This window comes from Micromonospora sp. NPDC023869 (assembly GCF_055559695.1).
In genome coordinates, this window is sequence record NZ_JBVHKD010000002.1 from 305945 (window position 1) to 321097 (window position 15153).

Consider the following 15153-nt stretch of genomic DNA (forward strand, 5'->3'; position numbering starts at 1 on the left):
AGCGCCCCGGTCCGTACCAGGTCGCCCGGCTCGCCGTCCGCCGCGCTGACGGCCCTCCGTCGCCCCGCCGCCTGAGCGGGTAGAGTCCCCGACCGGGGGGATGAGTCGTGACTCAACTGACCGGACAACCGACCACCGACGACGACGTGGTGCACCTCACCGTGCCCGCCGACGGCGGCTATCTGAGCGTCCTGCGTACGGCAACCGCCGGTCTCGCGGCGCGTCTCCAGTTCGCCCTCGACGAGATCGAGGACCTGCGCATCGCCGTGGACGAGGCGTGCGCCATGCTGCTCGCCATCGCGCCCCGGGGCGCCGAGCTGGACTGCCGCTTCGCGGTCACCGAGGACGCGTTGACCGTCGAGGTGACGGTGCCGACCGTGCCGGGCGCCCGGCTCCCGGCGGAGTCGTCGTTCGCGTGGAAGGTGCTGACCGCGTTGACCACCTCCGCCTCGGCGGGAGCGGCTGACGGCCGGGCCACCATCTCGCTGCTCACCCGCCGCGCCTCCGGCTGGTGACCGGGGCTCACTCGAAGCCGAGGGCCCGGGTGGTGGGCGGGCTCACCAGCAGCCAGGTGACGCCGAGCCCGAGCGCGATCAGCGGTACGCCGAGCCAGCCCAACCCGCCCTGGATCATGAACCAGCCGATCGGCAGCAGCATGAGTTGCAGCACGATGGCGGGTGCCCGGGCACCGGCTCGACGGCGCAGCAGCGCGCTGCCCAGCGCCCAGAGCGCGATCGCCGCGCCGATGGCGAACGCCGTCACCAGCAGCGCCGACACCAGGTCGGTGGTGGCGGCGGTGAAGTCGGCGACGACCAACCAGGCCGCGATCAGCCCGACGGCGATCGCCTGACCCCGCAGCAGGAAGACCGCCCACCGGAGGGTCACCGGGGTCGGGTCGGAGTCGATTGCCACGCGGTCACGATACCCGTGGCGGGTCGGGGTACAGTGCCGCCCATGCGGGCCGTCCTGCTGGTCAATCCGAAGGCCACCACCACCAGCGAGCGTGCGCGGGATGTGCTCGTCCGAGCGCTGCGCAGCGAGGTGGATCTTTCCGTGCGCTACACCCGACGCCGCGGCCATGCCACCGCGCTGGCCCGGGAGGCCGCGGTGGAGGGCGTCGACGTGGTGGTCACGCTCGGTGGTGACGGCACGGTCAACGAGGTGGTCAACGGCCTGATGACGGCGACCAGCGCCGGCGGTGCGGCGCCGACCGCCGAGCGGTTGCCCGCGCTGGCCACCGTGCCGGGCGGCTCGACGAACGTCTTCGCGCGGGCGCTGGGCCTGCCCAAGGAGTGGCCCGAGGCGGCCAGCATGCTCCTGGAGGGGCTGCGGCTGGGTCGGCACCGGACGATCGGCCTCGGCCGGGCCGACGACCGCTACTTCACCTTCTGCGCCGGCTTCGGGCTCGACGCGGCGGTCATCCATCGGGTCGAGGAGGCCCGCCGACGGGGCCGGGTCTCCTCGCCGGGGCTCTACTTCCGCGCCTTCACCGCGCAGTTCCTGCTCGGTGCCGAGCGGCGCAACCCGGCGATCCGGCTGGAGCAGCCGGGCGAGACCACGGAGGGCGATCTGGCGACGGTGATCGTCCAGAACACCGCCCCGTGGACGTTCGTCGGCGACCGGGAGGCCAACCCGAACCCGGAGGCGTCCTTCGATCTGGGCCTCGACGTGATGGCCCTTCGCCAGCTAGGCGTCGCCAGCACGACACGGACAGTGAGGCAATTCCTGTCCGCCACGCCGGATCCGCAGGGTCGCCAAGTTCTTCGTCGGCACGATGTTGCCGAGTTCACGCTGGTCGCGAGCCGTCCGCAGGCGTTTCAGCTCGACGGCGACTACCTTGGCGAACGAGAAAAAGTTGGATTCGCCTCCGTTCCGGCCGCACTCAGAGTAATCTGTTAGGTCTCCGGCACCCCCGGGCGGAGAGGTCGGCGCGCCCCCGACACGCGACGACTGCGACACCTGGGACTCGTGCCGGAAATGTCGGCAATGTGCGCGGGACTGTACTATATTGATCCTCGACTGTGATAAGCCGGGTAAGCCAGTGCCCCCTGGAACCGGGACAAATGGGTTGTGGGCTTGCTCACCGCCCGGAGTTTTTCCGAGCGTCACCCTTGACATCGCCAGAGTTCGTGAAAGTATTCACAAGCGAACTTGAGTTACCGGGACATTGCCTGGATATGCTCGGCAGGTTGAGCTGTTCCAGCAGGTCCCCCGGGCCAACAGCCTGCTCACGCACTGCCGAATTGACGAACGCGAAACGTCACCATCGGCAATGCGGATGCATATAGGAAAAGCACGAACAAGCAACATCTGCCACCCATCCAGAATGAGGAGTGTTGCCGCCATGGACTGGCGTCACCATGCTGTCTGCCGCGACGAGGACCCGGAGCTGTTCTTCCCGATCGGGACGTCCGGTCCGGCTCTCCTGCAGGTCGAGCAGGCCAAGGCCGTCTGCAGGCGCTGCTCCGTGACCGACCAGTGCCTGCAGTGGGCGCTGGAGTCCGGTCAGGACGCTGGCGTCTGGGGCGGAATGAGCGAGGAGGAGCGCCGCGCTGTCAAGCGTCGCGGTGGACTCCGGGTGCTGCGCGCTCACTCCGCCTGACCACAACCGCACCGAAGCGACACGCCCCGGCCGGGCTTAGCCCGCCGGGGCGTTCTGCTGCCCACACGCACCAGATGTAAGGAAGGGACCCTTCCTATACACCAGGCGTTAGTAGGGGACCCCTCCTTACACACACAAGGCCGCTCAGCGCGTCGAGGACGCCCGGATGTCCGCCCGGTCCAGCACCAGCCCCACCAGTTCCGGCGCGTCGGTCAGCGGTGCCGCCACCGCGACCGCGCCGGCCTCCCGCGCCGCCGCCGCCACCGCGTCGTGGAACAACCCGGGTGCCAGGAAGTACGCGGCCACGGCGACCCGCTGCGCGCCGCGCGTACGCAACCGGGCCACCGCCGCACCGACGGCCGGTGGTGCCGCCGAGGCGTACGAGACCCGGGCCGGGGTGCCGAGGGTCACACCGAGCGCGTTGGCCACCCGGCCGACCGAGGCACGGGCGGACGCGTCCCGGGTACCCGCCGCCGCCAGCACCACCGCGTCGAATCTTCCCGGTTCCGCCTCGTCCAGTCGCCGTACCAGCCCGGCGAGCAGCGAGCGGTCCACGTGCTGGCCGACCGGACCGAGCACGTCGGTGACCGTCACCGCGATCGACGGGCCGGATTCCTGGGCGGCCGCCACCGCTGCCGGGATGTCGACCCGCCGGTGGTACGCGGCGGTCAGCAACAGCGGCACCAGGACCGCCCGGGAGTGCCCGGCAGCGGCCAGCCCGCGCAGCGCCTCGGTCGGACCGGGCTCGGTGTGGTCCAGCCAGCTCGCCAGCACCGGCGTGCCGGGCCGGGCGGCCGACACCGCCCGCGCCAGTGCCCGGGTGGCCTCGGCGGCTCGGGGATCGCGGCTGCCGTGGGCGACCAGGAGCAGCGGGTCCCGCCCCGACCCGGGTGGGCCGGGGCGGGTCGGGCCGCCGTCGGTGTCCGCCGCCTCGGTCAGAGGTGCAGTCCGCACTCGGTCTTCTCGAACATGGCCCAGCGGCCGGCGCGCGGGTCCTCCCCGGTCGAGGTCCGGCGGGTGCACGGCCAGCAGCCGATCGAGCCGTAGCCGCGCCGGAACAGCTCGTTGACCGGCACCTTCCAGCGCGCGATGTACGCGTCGACGTCCGCCTGGCTCCAGGCCGCGATCGGGTTGACCTTCACCCGGCCGCGACGCGGGTCGAACGCCACCACCGGCGTGTTGGCCCGGGTCGGCGACTCGTCGCGGCGCAGTCCGGCGGCCCACGCCTCGTAGCCGGCCAGTGCCCGCTCCAGCGGCTCCACCTTGCGCAACCGGCAGCACTCGTCCGGTGACCGGTTGAACAGCCGTGGCCCGTACTCGCCGTCCTGCTGACCGACGGTGAGCCGGGGCCGGATCGACCGGACGTTCACCGGCAGGGTGCGGGCGACCTCGTCGCGGACGGCGAGGGTCTCCGGGAAGTGCAGGCCGGTGTCGAGGAAGACCACGTCCACCCCGGGTGCCACCCGGGAGACGAGGTGGGCGAGGACCGCGTCCGCCATCGAACTGGTCACGCAGAACCGGTCGCCGAAGGTCTCCGCGGCCCACCGGGCGATCTCCAGCGCGGGCGCGCCCTCCAGCTCCCGGCCCGCCCGGTCCGCCAGTTCCCGCAACTGCTCGGGGCTGCGTCGGGTCGGGTCGGCCGGCGCGACGACCGGGGCGGGTGCGGTGTCGACAAGTCCCAGACCGGCGGCGGAGATCAGCGCGCTCATCGCCGCACCGCCTGGGGAAGCAGGCCGGTGAAGCGGACCGTGAACACCCGGGCACAGCCGTGGCACTCCCAGGCGCCGTGCCCGGTCTCGCTCGGCCGCAGGTCCTCCTCACCGCAGTACGGGCAGTACAACGGCGCGGCACGGGTCTCGCTGCTCATCGCGTCACCTCGCTCATCGCAGTAGTTCCTCGTCGGCCCGGATGACCCAGTTGGCGAACGACTCGTTCTCGGTGCGCCCGTCCAGGTAGCGCCGGGCGAGCCGTTCGACGTACTCGGGAAGCTCGTCGGCGGTCGTCTTGAGACCGCGCAACTTGCGCCCGAACCCGGCGGTCTGGCCCTCGGCCATGCCCAGCCCGCCGCCGAGGTGCACCTGGTAGCCCTCGACCTGCTGGCCGTCCGGGCCGGTCACCAGTTGTCCCTTGAGCCCGATGTCGGCGACCTGGGTGCGGGCGCAGGCGTTCGGGCAGCCGTTGATGTGGATGGAGATGTCCGCGTCGAAGTCGCGCAACCGCTGCTCCAGGCGCGTCACCAGTTCCTCGCCGCGCGCCTTGGTCTCGACGATGGCGAGCTTGCAGTACTCGATGCCGGTGCAGGCCATGGTGCCGCGCCGCCAGCTCGACGGGTGGGCCTCCAGACCGATCCCGCGCAGCGCGGTGACCAGCGAGTCGGTCCGCTCCGGCGGGACGTCGAGGACGAGCAGTTTCTGGTACGGGGTGAGGCTGATCCGGCCGCTGCCGTGCGCTTCGACGACGTCGGCGAGCTGGGCGAGCTGGGTGCCGGATACCCGCCCCACCACCGGGGTCGCGCCGACGTAGTTGCGGCCGTCCCGCTGGGCGTGCACGCCGATGTGGTCGACCGGCCGCTCCGGCAGGTCCGGGGCCGGGCCGTCCAGCAGCGTCCGGCCGAGGTACTCCTTCTCCAGCACCTCGCGGAACTTGGCCACGCCCCAGTCGGCCACCAGGAACTTCAACCGGGCGCGGTGGCGCAGCCGGCGGTACCCGTAGTCGCGGAAGATGCCGACCACGCCGACCCAGACGTCCGGTACCTCGTTCAGCGGCACCCAGACGCCGAGCCGCTGGGCGAGCATCGGGTTGGTGGAGAGCCCGCCGCCGACCCACACGTCGAAGCCGGGGCCGTGCTCGGGGTGGTCGACGCCGAGGAAGGCGATGTCGTTGGCCTGGTACGGGGTGTCCACCAGCCACGAGATCGACGACTTGAACTTGCGGGGCAGGTTGGAGTACTCCCGGTCGCCGACGTACCGCCGGACGATCTCGTCGATCGCCGGGGTGGCGTCGATCCGCTCGTCCGCGGCCACGCCCGCCACCGGGCTGCCCAGCACGATGCGGGGGCAGTCACCGCACGCCTCGGTGGTCTGCAGGCCGACGGCCTCCAGCCGACGCCAGATCTCGGGCATGTCCTCGACCCGGATCCAGTGGTACTGGATGTTCTGCCGGTCGGTGATGTCGGCGGTGTCGCGGGCGAACTCCCGGGAGATCTCCGCGATGGTGCGCAGCTGGGCCAGGTCGAGCTGGCCGCCGTCCACCCGCACCCGGAGCATGAAGTACTCGTCCTCCAGCTCGTGCGGCTCCAGCACGGCGGTCCGTCCGCCGTCGATGCCCGCCTTGCGCTGGGTGTAGAGGCCCCACCAGCGGAACCGACCACGCAGGTCCGCCGGGTCGATCGAGGCGAAGCCCCCGTGTGCGTAGATGTTCTCGATCCGCTCCCGCACGTTGAGCGGGTTGTCGTCCTTCTTGCTGCGCTCGTTGGGGTTGAGCGGCTCGCGGTATCCGAGCGCCCACTGGCCCTCGCCGCGGGGGCGGCGGGGAGCCCGCGCGGGGCGCGCCGTGGGGTCCCCGGGTCGGGCCGGAATCTCGCTGACCGCCATCGCGGCGTCCTCCGTTGTCTGCAGTGCCTCGGCTGGGGTACGCGGACGCGGTCGGCTCCCGGAAAGGGGCCGTGGACGGCGATGTCAGGAACGGCCGGCGCGCCAGGTGCCCGAGGCAGGGTGGTCGGGCGTCGTCAGTGGGCCGGACAGATGGCGCTGCGCACGCGGCCGTAATCAACGTGGCGGCGAGCCACGAAGCGGCGCACGACGGCGGCAGTCATGAACGTCATGTTGCCACACCGGGTATGGGCCGGCCAATGACTGCGTGCCGCATCCCACATCACGGGCGGTCGCTGCCGCCACTCGGAGCGCGATCATGTGGCAGGCTCGCGATGTGGGGGATTTGTCCGATAGGTCGGTCCCGGTTGCCGGCACCGGCGTCCGGCTCAGCGGCGTACGCCTGCGTGCGCTGCCGGTCTGGCTGCTCCCGGCGGGCCTGACCCTGCTGGTGACGCTGGCCGGGTTGGACTCCGCCCAACCGTGGCGGGACGAGTTGGCCACCTGGAGCGCCGCCACCCGGCCGGCGACCGACCTGTTCCGGCTGACCGGCACCATCGACGCCGCCGCCGCGCCCTACTACCTGCTCGTGCACGCCTGGACCGCGGTGGCCGGCGACTCGGTGGCCGCCCTGCGCCTGCCGTCCGCACTGGCCATGGCCGCCGCCGCCGGCCTGACCGCAGCGCTCGGTCGGCGGCTCTGGGACGCCCGCGTCGGCACCCTCGCCGGACTGCTGTTCGCGGTCCTGCCCAGCACCTCCCGCTACGGCCAGGAGGCCCGCCCGTACGCGCTGGCCACCGCCCTCGCCGTGCTGAGCACCCTGCTGCTCGTCGACGCGCTGCACCGTCCCGGTCCACGCCGCTGGGCCGGGTACGCCGTGGCGACCGCCGCCCTCGGGCTCACCCACCTGGTCGCGCTCACCCTGCTCGCCGCGCACGCCGTCGCCGTGCTCACCACCGCACCCCGTACCGCTGCACCGGGCACCACCGCACCGCCCGCCGCCCCGGAGCCCCCGGACCGGCCACCCACCCCGGGCACCGCGGCACCGGACACGGCAGCGTCGGGCACCGCAGCGTCGGGCACCGCAGCATCGGGAACGGCCGACCCGGCGTCACCGAACCGGCCACCGGCCCCGGACCTCAGCCCCGCGACCGGCGGCGGCATCGGGGCCGGCGAGGGGCGGCGGCGGTTCCGGCGGCGGGTGGTGTGGGGGTGGGCGCTCGCGTCGGTGCCGGTGTTCGCGGCGGTCGCCCCGTTGGCGCTGCGGGCGCGGGGACAGCGGGCCCGGCAACTGGACTGGGTGGACGCCGCCCGGCCCGGGGACCTGGCGGCGCTGCCCGGCGGGGTGGTGCAGAGCGGGGTGGTCGGCGGCCTCCTGGTCGGGCTCGCCGCCCTCGGTACGGTCCGGGCCGGTCGACGGGTGCTGCTGCCGGCCAGTTGCGTGCTGCTTCCCGTGCTGCTGCTCTTCGCCGCCGGATCCGTGGTCCCGCTCTGGGTACCCCGCTACCTGGTCTTCGTGGTGCCGTTCGGCTGCCTGCTGGCCGGTGCGGCACTGCGTACCGTCCGGGCACCCGGTGCGCTCGCCGTGGTGGCCCTGGCCGGGCTGCTCGGCCTGCCGGACCAGGCCGCGCTGCGGCGTACCCACGAGTGGCCGCGCAGCGCCACGGTCGACTACGCGGGCGCGGCCCGGATCGTGGCCGACGACCTCCGCCCCGACGACGCGGTCGTCTACTCGCCACGGGAGAGCTGGCTCTTCCTCGACCTGGGGCTGCGCTACCACCTCGGCGAGCGGACCCCCCGGGACGTGCTGGCGGTGGCGGACCCGCAGCGCCGGGGCGACCTGTGGGCCGCCGAGTGCGACCGGCCGACGGAGTGCCTGGCCGGGGTGGACCGGGTCTGGCTGGTGGTCGCGGGCCGCCCCGCCGACCCGCTGGCCGCCGTTGCCGGTGCCAAGGGCGACGCGCTGCGGACCGGCTACACCGTCACCCGGGTCTGGCCCCGCCCCGGCCTCACCGTCGCGCTGCTCACCGCCGACGGCGGCTGACCGGCCCGCTGCCGACGCGGTCACTCAGGCGCCGGGGCGTTCGGGTGCGCTGCGGGCCAGCGGGACGATCAGGACCGCCTCCGTGCCGCCCTCGGCACCGGGCCGCAGTTCGATGCTGCCCCGCAGTTCCCCGGTGACCAGCGCCCGGACGATCTGCAGGCCGAGCTTGCTCCCGCCGGAGGCGTCGAAGTCGTCCGGCAGCCCCCGACCGTTGTCGGCGACGGTGACGTGCAGCATCTTGCGGGCCCGGTGCGCCGACACCACCACCTCGGGCGCGTCGACGCTGGGCTGGCCCGGCGGCTCCGGCTCGACTCCGTCCTCGTCCTCGGCCTCACCGGCCGACGGGAAGCCGTGCTCGACGGCGTTGAGCAGCAGTTCGTTGAGCACCATCACCATCGAGGTGGCGATCTCGGCCGGCAGGACCCCGAAGCTGCCCGTACGCCGCATCCCGACGCTCACCTCGGTCGCCGCCACCTCGGTCGCCGCGCTGGCCACCCGGTCGACGATCCCGTCGAACTCGACCGCCTCGTCACTGGACATGGAGAGCGTCTCGTGCACCAACGCGATCGAGGCGACCCGGCGTACCGACTCCTCCAGGGCGACCCGCGCCTCCGGAATGCCGACCCGGCGGGCCTGGAGGCGCAGCAGCGCCGCGACGGTCTGCAGGTTGTTCTTCACCCGGTGGTGGATCTCCCGGATGGTGGCGTCCTTGGTGATCAGGGCGCGGTCCCGGCGGCGTACCTCGGTGATGTCCCGGACCAGGACCAGCGCGCCGATCGGCACACCCGCGGGCATCAGCGGCAGGGCCCGGGTGAGCATGGTCGCGCCCCGGGCGTCGATCTCGCGCCGGGGCGGCGCCTCGCCACGCAGCGCGGCGAGGATGCCGTTGCCGGCCTCGGTCCCCTCCAGCGGGTCGTTGGCCAGCCGGCGGTGCAGCGCCGCGAGATCCTCGCCCACCAGGTGGGAGGCGTAGCCCAACCGGCGGTACGCCGACTGCGCGTTCGGGCTGGCGTAGGTGACCTTGCCACCGGCGTCCAGCCGGACCAGGCCGTCGCCGACCCGGGGCGCCGAGGTGGTCTCGCCGGGGTGCCGGGGCGGCGGGAACGTGCCGTCGGCGATCATCTGCGCCAGGTCGTCGGCAGTGGTCAGGTAGTTCAATTCGAGCTGGCTGGGGGTCCGGGCGGTGGACAGGTTGGTGTCCCGGCCCACCACGGCGATCACCTCGTCGGACTCCCCGTCGGCGGCCCGCAGCCGGACCGGGATCGCCTCGTGTCGGGCGGGCACGTCGCCGTACCAGACCGGGTCGCCCTCCCGCCAGATCCGGCCCTGCCCGTAGGCGACCTCCAGGTGCGCCACCTCCGGGCCGCCGACGATGCGTCCCACCTGGTCGTCCTGGTACGCGGTGGGCGCGGTGGTCGGGCGGACCTGGGCCACGCAGAGGAAGCTCCCCTCGCCGTCCACCGGGACCCAGAGCAGCAGGTCGGCGAAGGACAGGTCGGACAGCAACTGCCAGTCACCGGCGATGCGATGCAGGTGGTCGATGTCGGCCGGACGCAGACGGGTGTGCTCCTCGGCGAGATCACGCAGCGTTGACACGCCGACCAGCGTGCCACGCCGAGGGTCACATCGTCGCGGTGACCTTCTTCAGGCCCCGTGGCGCGTCCGGGTCCTCGCCCCGGGTCAGCGCGAGAGCCAGCGCCAACCGTTGCAGCGGCAGGATGTCCAGCAGCGGGGCGTAGCGCTCGTCGACCTCGGGGACGCCGAGCCGGGTGGCCCCCTCGACCTCGGCGGAGCCGACCACGACCACGTCGGCGCGACGCTCGCCGAGCCGGGGCAGCACCTCGCGCATCGCCTGACCGCCCGGCCCGGAGCCGACCACGGCCAGCACCGGCACGTCCGGGTCGGTCATGGCGAGCGGACCGTGCAGCAGGTCGGCGCCGGAGAAGGACAGCGCCGGCAGGTACGACGTCTCCATCAGCTTGAGCGCGGCCTCCCGGGCGGTCGGGTACGCGTACCCCCGGCCGGTGGTGACCAGTTGACCGGCGAAGCGGTAGCGGGGCGCGAGCTGGGTCGCGGTCGGGTCGGCGAGGGTGCGGGCGGCCAGCTCCGGCAGCGCGGCCAGGGCCCGGCGCTCGTCGTCCGGCAGCGTGCCGTCGCCGGACCGGATCCCCTCGACCAGCAGGAGCAGGGCGAGCAGCTCCGCGGTGTACGTCTTGGTGGCCGCCACCGCCCGCTCGTGCCCGGCTGCGATGTCGACGGAGAGTTCGGCGGTCCGGGCCAGCGGGGAGTCCGGCGCGTTGGTGACCGCGAGGGTGAGGGCGCCGGAGTCCCGGGCAGCCCGGAGCACCTCGGCCAGGTCGGGCGAGCCGCCACTCTGGCTGACGCCGACGACCAGGGCGTCGGAGAGATCCGGCCGGGCGCCGAAGAGGGTGACGGCGCTCGGCGAGGCGAGCCCGGCCGGCAGGCCGAGACGGATCTCGGCGAGGTACGCCCCGTACAGCGCGGCGTGGTCGGAGGTGCCACGCGCGGTGAACACCACGTGCCGTGGGCGGCGCTCGGCGATGACGGCGGCGACCCGGGCGATCGGTGCGGCGTACTCGGCGGAGAGCAGTCGCTCGTAACCGGCCGGCTGCTCGTCGATGTCGGCGGCCATGCCGCTACCTGGGCGCGTCACGCGAACTCCTCCCCTGCGCGGTTCCCGCGCGTTTGATGCTCAGTCTTGCAGGTTTCTTCACATACGGGCAACCGAACGCGCAGTACTGCGCAGTGGATCACCAAAACTGGGTGGCGTCACCTACGCTGACCCGACCTCACCGCGCAACCCGTACCTACCACCGAGAGGACCACGTGGCCGAGGGAACCGACGATCGGGCGTTGCCGGCGACGGAGGAACTGGCCCTGGCCCGGCGGGCCCTGGACTCCGGCGACCTGGCACACGCCGCTGACCATGTCGCGGCCGCGCTGGCCCGGGCGCCGACGCTGCCCGAGGTGCACGAGACCCTGGCTCGGCTGGCCGCCGTCGGCGGTGACGACGCGGTGGACCTCTTCCCTCTGCAACACCACACCTTCATCGGCGCGGTCGTCGCGCGGGCACACCTGCTCGCCGCCGCCGGCCGCCCCGCCGAGGGGCTCGACCTGCTGGTCGCCGCCACCGCGCACGCACCGGGCGCGGACTGGGCCGGCGTCCCCTGGGTCACCTCGCCCGAACTGGCCGAACGCCTCGGCCCGGACCAGGCGGCACGGGTCCTGATGCAGGTCTGCGCCGCCGCCCCCGATCCGGTGCCCGCGTCCGACCGGGCCGCGCTGGCGGCCTACCTGACGCTGGCCCGCAACGCGGTCACCGTCCACCCCGAACACGGGCTGCTGCTCGGCACGGCCTCCGCGCTGGCCCGGCGGGTCGGCGAGGTGCCGCTCGCGGTCCGCTGGGCCACCCGGGGCGTACGCGCGGCGCCGTCCAAGATCGGTGAGGTCTGGCTCGGGTACGCGTTGCGCAGCGCGGGCCGGACCCGGGAGGCGCTCGCCGCGCTGCGCCGTGCCGTCGACCACGATCCCGACGACCTCGCCGTGTACGCCGACATCGCCGGCACGCTGGCCGACCACGGCCGGCTGGACGAGGCGCTGGTCTGGATCGAGCGCGCGTTGGTCCGCAACCCGTCCTTCGATTGCGCGGTGCACACCGCCCACCGACTGCGGTTCCAGCGCGACGGCGACGTACGCCACCTGGTCGCGCTGGCCGACTTCGTCCGCGACCACCCGGACGACTCGCACGAGCACGGTGACCTCGCCGAGTGCTGCCGGGGCCGGCCCTGGCTGGGACAGGTGACACCGGTCGGCTCCCGTCCGCCTGCGCAGGAGGCGGGCGAGACACCGTCCCCACCGTCGGCGGACGCGGCCCGGCGACTGCAACACCTCGCCCACCCCGCCTGGCCGCACCCCCCGGCCGCGTACGACACGGCGGTCGGGCTGGCCACGCTCGACCTGCCGGATCTGCTCGGCCTGCTGGCCCACCCGCCGGAGGCCCCGCCGACCGCGTTGGGCCGAGTGCTCGCCGGGCAGGACCCCGCGCTCTGGGTGCGCTGTGTGCAGGTGTGGGCCTGCCTCGGCCTGCTGCACCACCGCACCGACGAGCCGTGGTCCGCCTCGACGCGTCGGCGGGTGCTCACCGAGTTGGCCGACACCGAGGAGGTCGCCGAGGCGGCCCTGTTCGCGCTGGTCACCGCCGCCTGGGTGGACCCGTCGGTCCGACCCGACGTGGCCGGGCTGGTCGCCGCCCGACTGGCCACAGTGGCCGAGGCGACCCGGCAGGGCCCGGTGCCGATGGCCGCCTCCCTGGCCCACCTGGCGTTGGCCACCCCGGATCTCGACCCCGACAGCGTCACCCTGGCACGTTCCCTGGCCGGATCACCCGGCGGCGGGCACCGCTCTCCGCTCCGCGTCCTGCTGAGCCGGCTGCTACGCCCGTTCCGTCCCCGCCTGGCCGGCCCACCCTGATCCGCGCACCTCGCGCTCGGCTGTTCCGCGCACCTCGCGCTTACGGATCTTACGGATGTAAGGAGGGGTCCCCTGCTATGCACGAGGCGTTAGCAGGGGACCCCTCCTTACATCCGGCTCATGCGGCTCACGCGGACGGGGAACGGGCCAGGGCGGTCTCGGCCTGCTCCTCGGGAGTGCCGGTCGGTTCGTTGCTGGTGCGCAGCGGGATCTCCCGGATGAACCAGGCCAGCACCGGCACCAGGACGGCGAAGAGCACCGCCCACAGGAAGACGTGCGAGATCGCGTCGGCCAGCCCACCGAGCACCGCCTCGCGGGCCTGTGCCGGCAGGTCCCGGAGCTGGTCGATGTTCATCGCCGCCCCGGCCTCGCCACCGCCGCTGAAGGCACCACCGGCGGCGGTGCCGGCGAGCCGGTTGGCGAAGATCGCGCCGAACAGCGAGATGCCGAACGAGCCGCCGATGGAGCGGAAGAAGGTGGCCGCGCCGCTGGCCGCGCCGAGGTCCTTCTGCTCCACGCTGTTCTGCGCGATCAGCATCGACGTCTGCATGAGGAAGCCCATGCCGACGCCGAGCACGATCATGTACAGCGACGACTGGAGCTTGCTGGTGTGCACGTCCAGCAGGCTCAGCAGGGCGAGCCCGACGGCCATCACCGCGCCGCCGACGATCGGATAGATCCGGTAGCGACCGGTCCGGGTGATGGCCCGGCCGACGAGCAGCGAGACCACCAGCATGCCGAACATCAGCGGCAGCAGCAGCAGGCCCGAGTTGGTGGCCGAGGCGCCCTGCACGGTCTGCTGATAGAGCGGCAGGAAGTTCATCGCGCCGAACATCGCGAAGCCGAGCAGGAAGCCGATCGTGGAGATCAGGGCGAAGTTCCGGTTGGCGAACAGGCCCAGCGGCAGGATCGGCTCGGGGGCCCGCCGCTCGACGAACCCGAAGGCCACCAGCGCGGCGAGCGCCAGGGCGGCGAGGCCGAGGATCTGCGGGGAGCGCCAGGCGTACTCGTTGCCGCCCCACGTGGTGATCAGCACGATCGCGGTGATGCCGACCGACAGCAGCGCGGCGCCGAGCCAGTCGATCCGGTGCTCGGTGCGGTACCGGGGCAGGCGCAGAGTGGCGATCAGCAGCACCAGCGCCACCCCGCCGAGCGGCAGGTTCACATAGAACGCCCAGCGCCAGGAGAGGTGGTCGGTGATGAAGCCGCCGACCAGCGGTCCGGCCACCATGGCGATGGCCATGATGCCGGCGATCATGCCCTGGTACCGGCCGCGCTCGCGGGGCGGGACCAGGTCGCCGATGATCGCCATCACACCGACCATCAGGCCACCGGCGCCGAGGCCCTGCACCGCGCGGAAGGCGATGAGCTGGACCATGCCGTCGTCGGGTCCGCCGAGCATCGACGAGCCGGCCATACCGCAGAGCGCGGAGCCGAGCAGGAAGAGCACCACGGCGGTGAGGAAGACGTTCTTGCGGCCGTACAGGTCGCCGAGCTTGCCCCAGATCGGGGTGGAGACGGTGGTGCCCAGCACGTACGCGGTGACCACCCAGGTGAAGTGGTTGAGCCCACCGAACTCGCCGACGATGCGGGGCAGCGCGGTGCTGACGATCATGTTGTCGAGCATCGCCAGCATCATGGCGATCATCAGCCCGAACAGGACGAGTCGAATGTTGGGTCGCACGGCGGCCTGTTGTTGTGAGGCCATCGGTAAGCTCTCCCCCCGAGACGTGACGCACTTACTTGCCGACCGGCTAGCTACCTTACTAGCCGGACGGTAAGTTGGACAGCAGATGACGGTCAACTGGATTAGGTGGTGCAGGTGAGCCAGAGCACAGGCGGCACCCGGGAGCGGATCAAGGCCGTCGCGCTGGAACTCTTCACCGAGCAGGGCTACGAGGCGACCTCGCTGCGTGAGGTCGCCGAACGACTCGGAGTGACCAAGGCCGCCCTCTACTACCACTTCAAGAGCAAGGACGAGATCGTCACCAGCGTGGTCGAGGACCGGCTGGGCCGGATGGACACGCTGATCTCGTGGGGCGAGGCCCAACCGGACACGCTGGCCACCCGCCAGGCGCTGATCGAGCGGTACGCCGACGCGATGTTCGGCGGCGAACAGCCCTCGGTGATGCGCTTCTTCGAGCAGAACCAGACGGCCCTGAAGAACCTCTCCGCCGGCCGGGACATGCGGGAGCGGATGTTCCGGCTGGCCTCCGTGCTCTGCCGGGGCGACGACAGCGCCGGTGCCCAGCTCCGCGCCGTGCTGGCCCTGTTCGCGGTGCACAGCAGTTGGTTCGCCGTACGCATGCCGGAGATCACCGACGCCGACCGCAAGCGGGTGGCCTTGGAGGTCGCCTACGAACTGCTCGCCGCGATCGCTGCGCAGTCGGGTTCCGCTGCCGAACCCACCCCCGCCGTGGAGTGAT

At 72.9% G+C, this 15153-nt stretch carries 14 protein-coding genes; 6 read left to right on the top strand and 8 right to left on the bottom strand.

What is annotated here, in order from left to right; translation table 11 throughout:
* The first annotated feature begins 107 nt into the window (after positions 1 to 107).
* Positions 108 to 515 (top strand): ATP-binding protein, encoded by a 408-nt coding sequence (locus ACZ31C_RS07090; RefSeq protein WP_131055293.1) that lies wholly within the window; start codon positions 108 to 110, stop codon positions 513 to 515.
* Between the two features lie 7 nt (positions 516 to 522).
* Here the strand turns inward: ACZ31C_RS07090 and ACZ31C_RS07095 are convergent, their stop codons facing one another.
* Positions 523 to 912, bottom strand: a complete 390-nt coding sequence (locus ACZ31C_RS07095; protein WP_131055295.1) for a hypothetical protein — start codon at positions 910 to 912, stop codon at positions 523 to 525.
* Between the two features lie 42 nt (positions 913 to 954).
* Here ACZ31C_RS07095 and ACZ31C_RS07100 point away from each other — a divergent pair, with 42 nt between their 5' ends.
* Positions 955 to 1899, top strand: a complete 945-nt coding sequence (locus ACZ31C_RS07100; RefSeq protein WP_465794562.1) for a diacylglycerol/lipid kinase family protein — start codon at positions 955 to 957, stop codon at positions 1897 to 1899.
* A gap of 445 nt (positions 1900 to 2344) precedes the next feature.
* Positions 2345 to 2602 carry a WhiB family transcriptional regulator gene (locus ACZ31C_RS07105; protein ID WP_007072794.1) on the top strand — a complete coding sequence of 86 codons (258 nt, stop codon included), beginning with the start codon at positions 2345 to 2347 and terminating at the stop codon, positions 2600 to 2602.
* Between the two features lie 144 nt (positions 2603 to 2746).
* Here ACZ31C_RS07105 and ACZ31C_RS07110 read toward each other — a convergent pair whose 3' ends face one another.
* The 4 genes from ACZ31C_RS07110 to ACZ31C_RS07125 form a co-directional block, all read right to left on the bottom strand.
* Positions 2747 to 3472, bottom strand: a complete 726-nt coding sequence (locus ACZ31C_RS07110) for a sirohydrochlorin chelatase (protein WP_465795000.1) — start codon at positions 3470 to 3472, stop codon at positions 2747 to 2749.
* A 65-nt stretch (positions 3473 to 3537) separates the two neighbouring features.
* Complete coding sequence (locus ACZ31C_RS07115; protein WP_465794563.1) at positions 3538 to 4311, bottom strand: phosphoadenylyl-sulfate reductase; 774 nt, start codon at positions 4309 to 4311, stop codon at positions 3538 to 3540.
* Positions 4308 to 4469: a hypothetical protein gene (locus tag ACZ31C_RS07120; RefSeq protein ID WP_162854390.1), complete on the bottom strand. Its 162-nt coding sequence runs from the start codon at positions 4467 to 4469 to the stop codon at positions 4308 to 4310. The genes ACZ31C_RS07115 and ACZ31C_RS07120 overlap by 4 nt, the downstream gene beginning before the upstream one ends.
* Positions 4470 to 4482: 13 nt before the next feature.
* Positions 4483 to 6195: a nitrite/sulfite reductase gene (locus ACZ31C_RS07125; RefSeq protein ID WP_465794564.1), complete on the bottom strand. Its 1713-nt coding sequence runs from the start codon at positions 6193 to 6195 to the stop codon at positions 4483 to 4485.
* Between the two features lie 334 nt (positions 6196 to 6529).
* On the opposite strand from ACZ31C_RS07125, the gene ACZ31C_RS07130 reads away from it, so the two are divergent.
* Positions 6530 to 8236 (top strand): glycosyltransferase family 39 protein, encoded by a 1707-nt coding sequence (locus ACZ31C_RS07130; protein ID WP_465795001.1) that lies wholly within the window; start codon positions 6530 to 6532, stop codon positions 8234 to 8236.
* Positions 8237 to 8260: 24 nt separating this feature from the next.
* On the opposite strand, the gene ACZ31C_RS07135 is transcribed toward ACZ31C_RS07130, so the two are convergent.
* Both ACZ31C_RS07135 and ACZ31C_RS07140 read right to left on the bottom strand, forming a co-directional pair.
* Positions 8261 to 9832, bottom strand: coding sequence for a histidine kinase N-terminal domain-containing protein (locus ACZ31C_RS07135; RefSeq protein ID WP_396744405.1), 1572 nt, complete (start codon positions 9830 to 9832; stop codon positions 8261 to 8263).
* A 25-nt stretch (positions 9833 to 9857) separates the two neighbouring features.
* The gene (locus ACZ31C_RS07140) at positions 9858 to 10889 is read right to left on the bottom strand and encodes an SIS domain-containing protein (RefSeq protein ID WP_465795002.1); all 1032 of its coding nucleotides are present in this window, start codon (positions 10887 to 10889) and stop codon (positions 9858 to 9860) included.
* A gap of 194 nt (positions 10890 to 11083) precedes the next feature.
* On the opposite strand from ACZ31C_RS07140, the gene ACZ31C_RS07145 reads away from it, so the two are divergent.
* Complete coding sequence (locus tag ACZ31C_RS07145) at positions 11084 to 12727, top strand: tetratricopeptide repeat protein (protein WP_465794565.1); 1644 nt, start codon at positions 11084 to 11086, stop codon at positions 12725 to 12727.
* Between the two features lie 127 nt (positions 12728 to 12854).
* Here ACZ31C_RS07145 and ACZ31C_RS07150 read toward each other — a convergent pair whose 3' ends face one another.
* Positions 12855 to 14435, bottom strand: coding sequence for an MDR family MFS transporter (locus ACZ31C_RS07150; RefSeq protein ID WP_465794566.1), 1581 nt, complete (start codon positions 14433 to 14435; stop codon positions 12855 to 12857).
* 108 nt (positions 14436 to 14543) lie between these two features.
* On the opposite strand from ACZ31C_RS07150, the gene ACZ31C_RS07155 reads away from it, so the two are divergent.
* Positions 14544 to 15152 (top strand): TetR/AcrR family transcriptional regulator, encoded by a 609-nt coding sequence (locus tag ACZ31C_RS07155; RefSeq protein ID WP_465795003.1) that lies wholly within the window; start codon positions 14544 to 14546, stop codon positions 15150 to 15152.
* Position 15153: the final 1 nt, after the last annotated feature.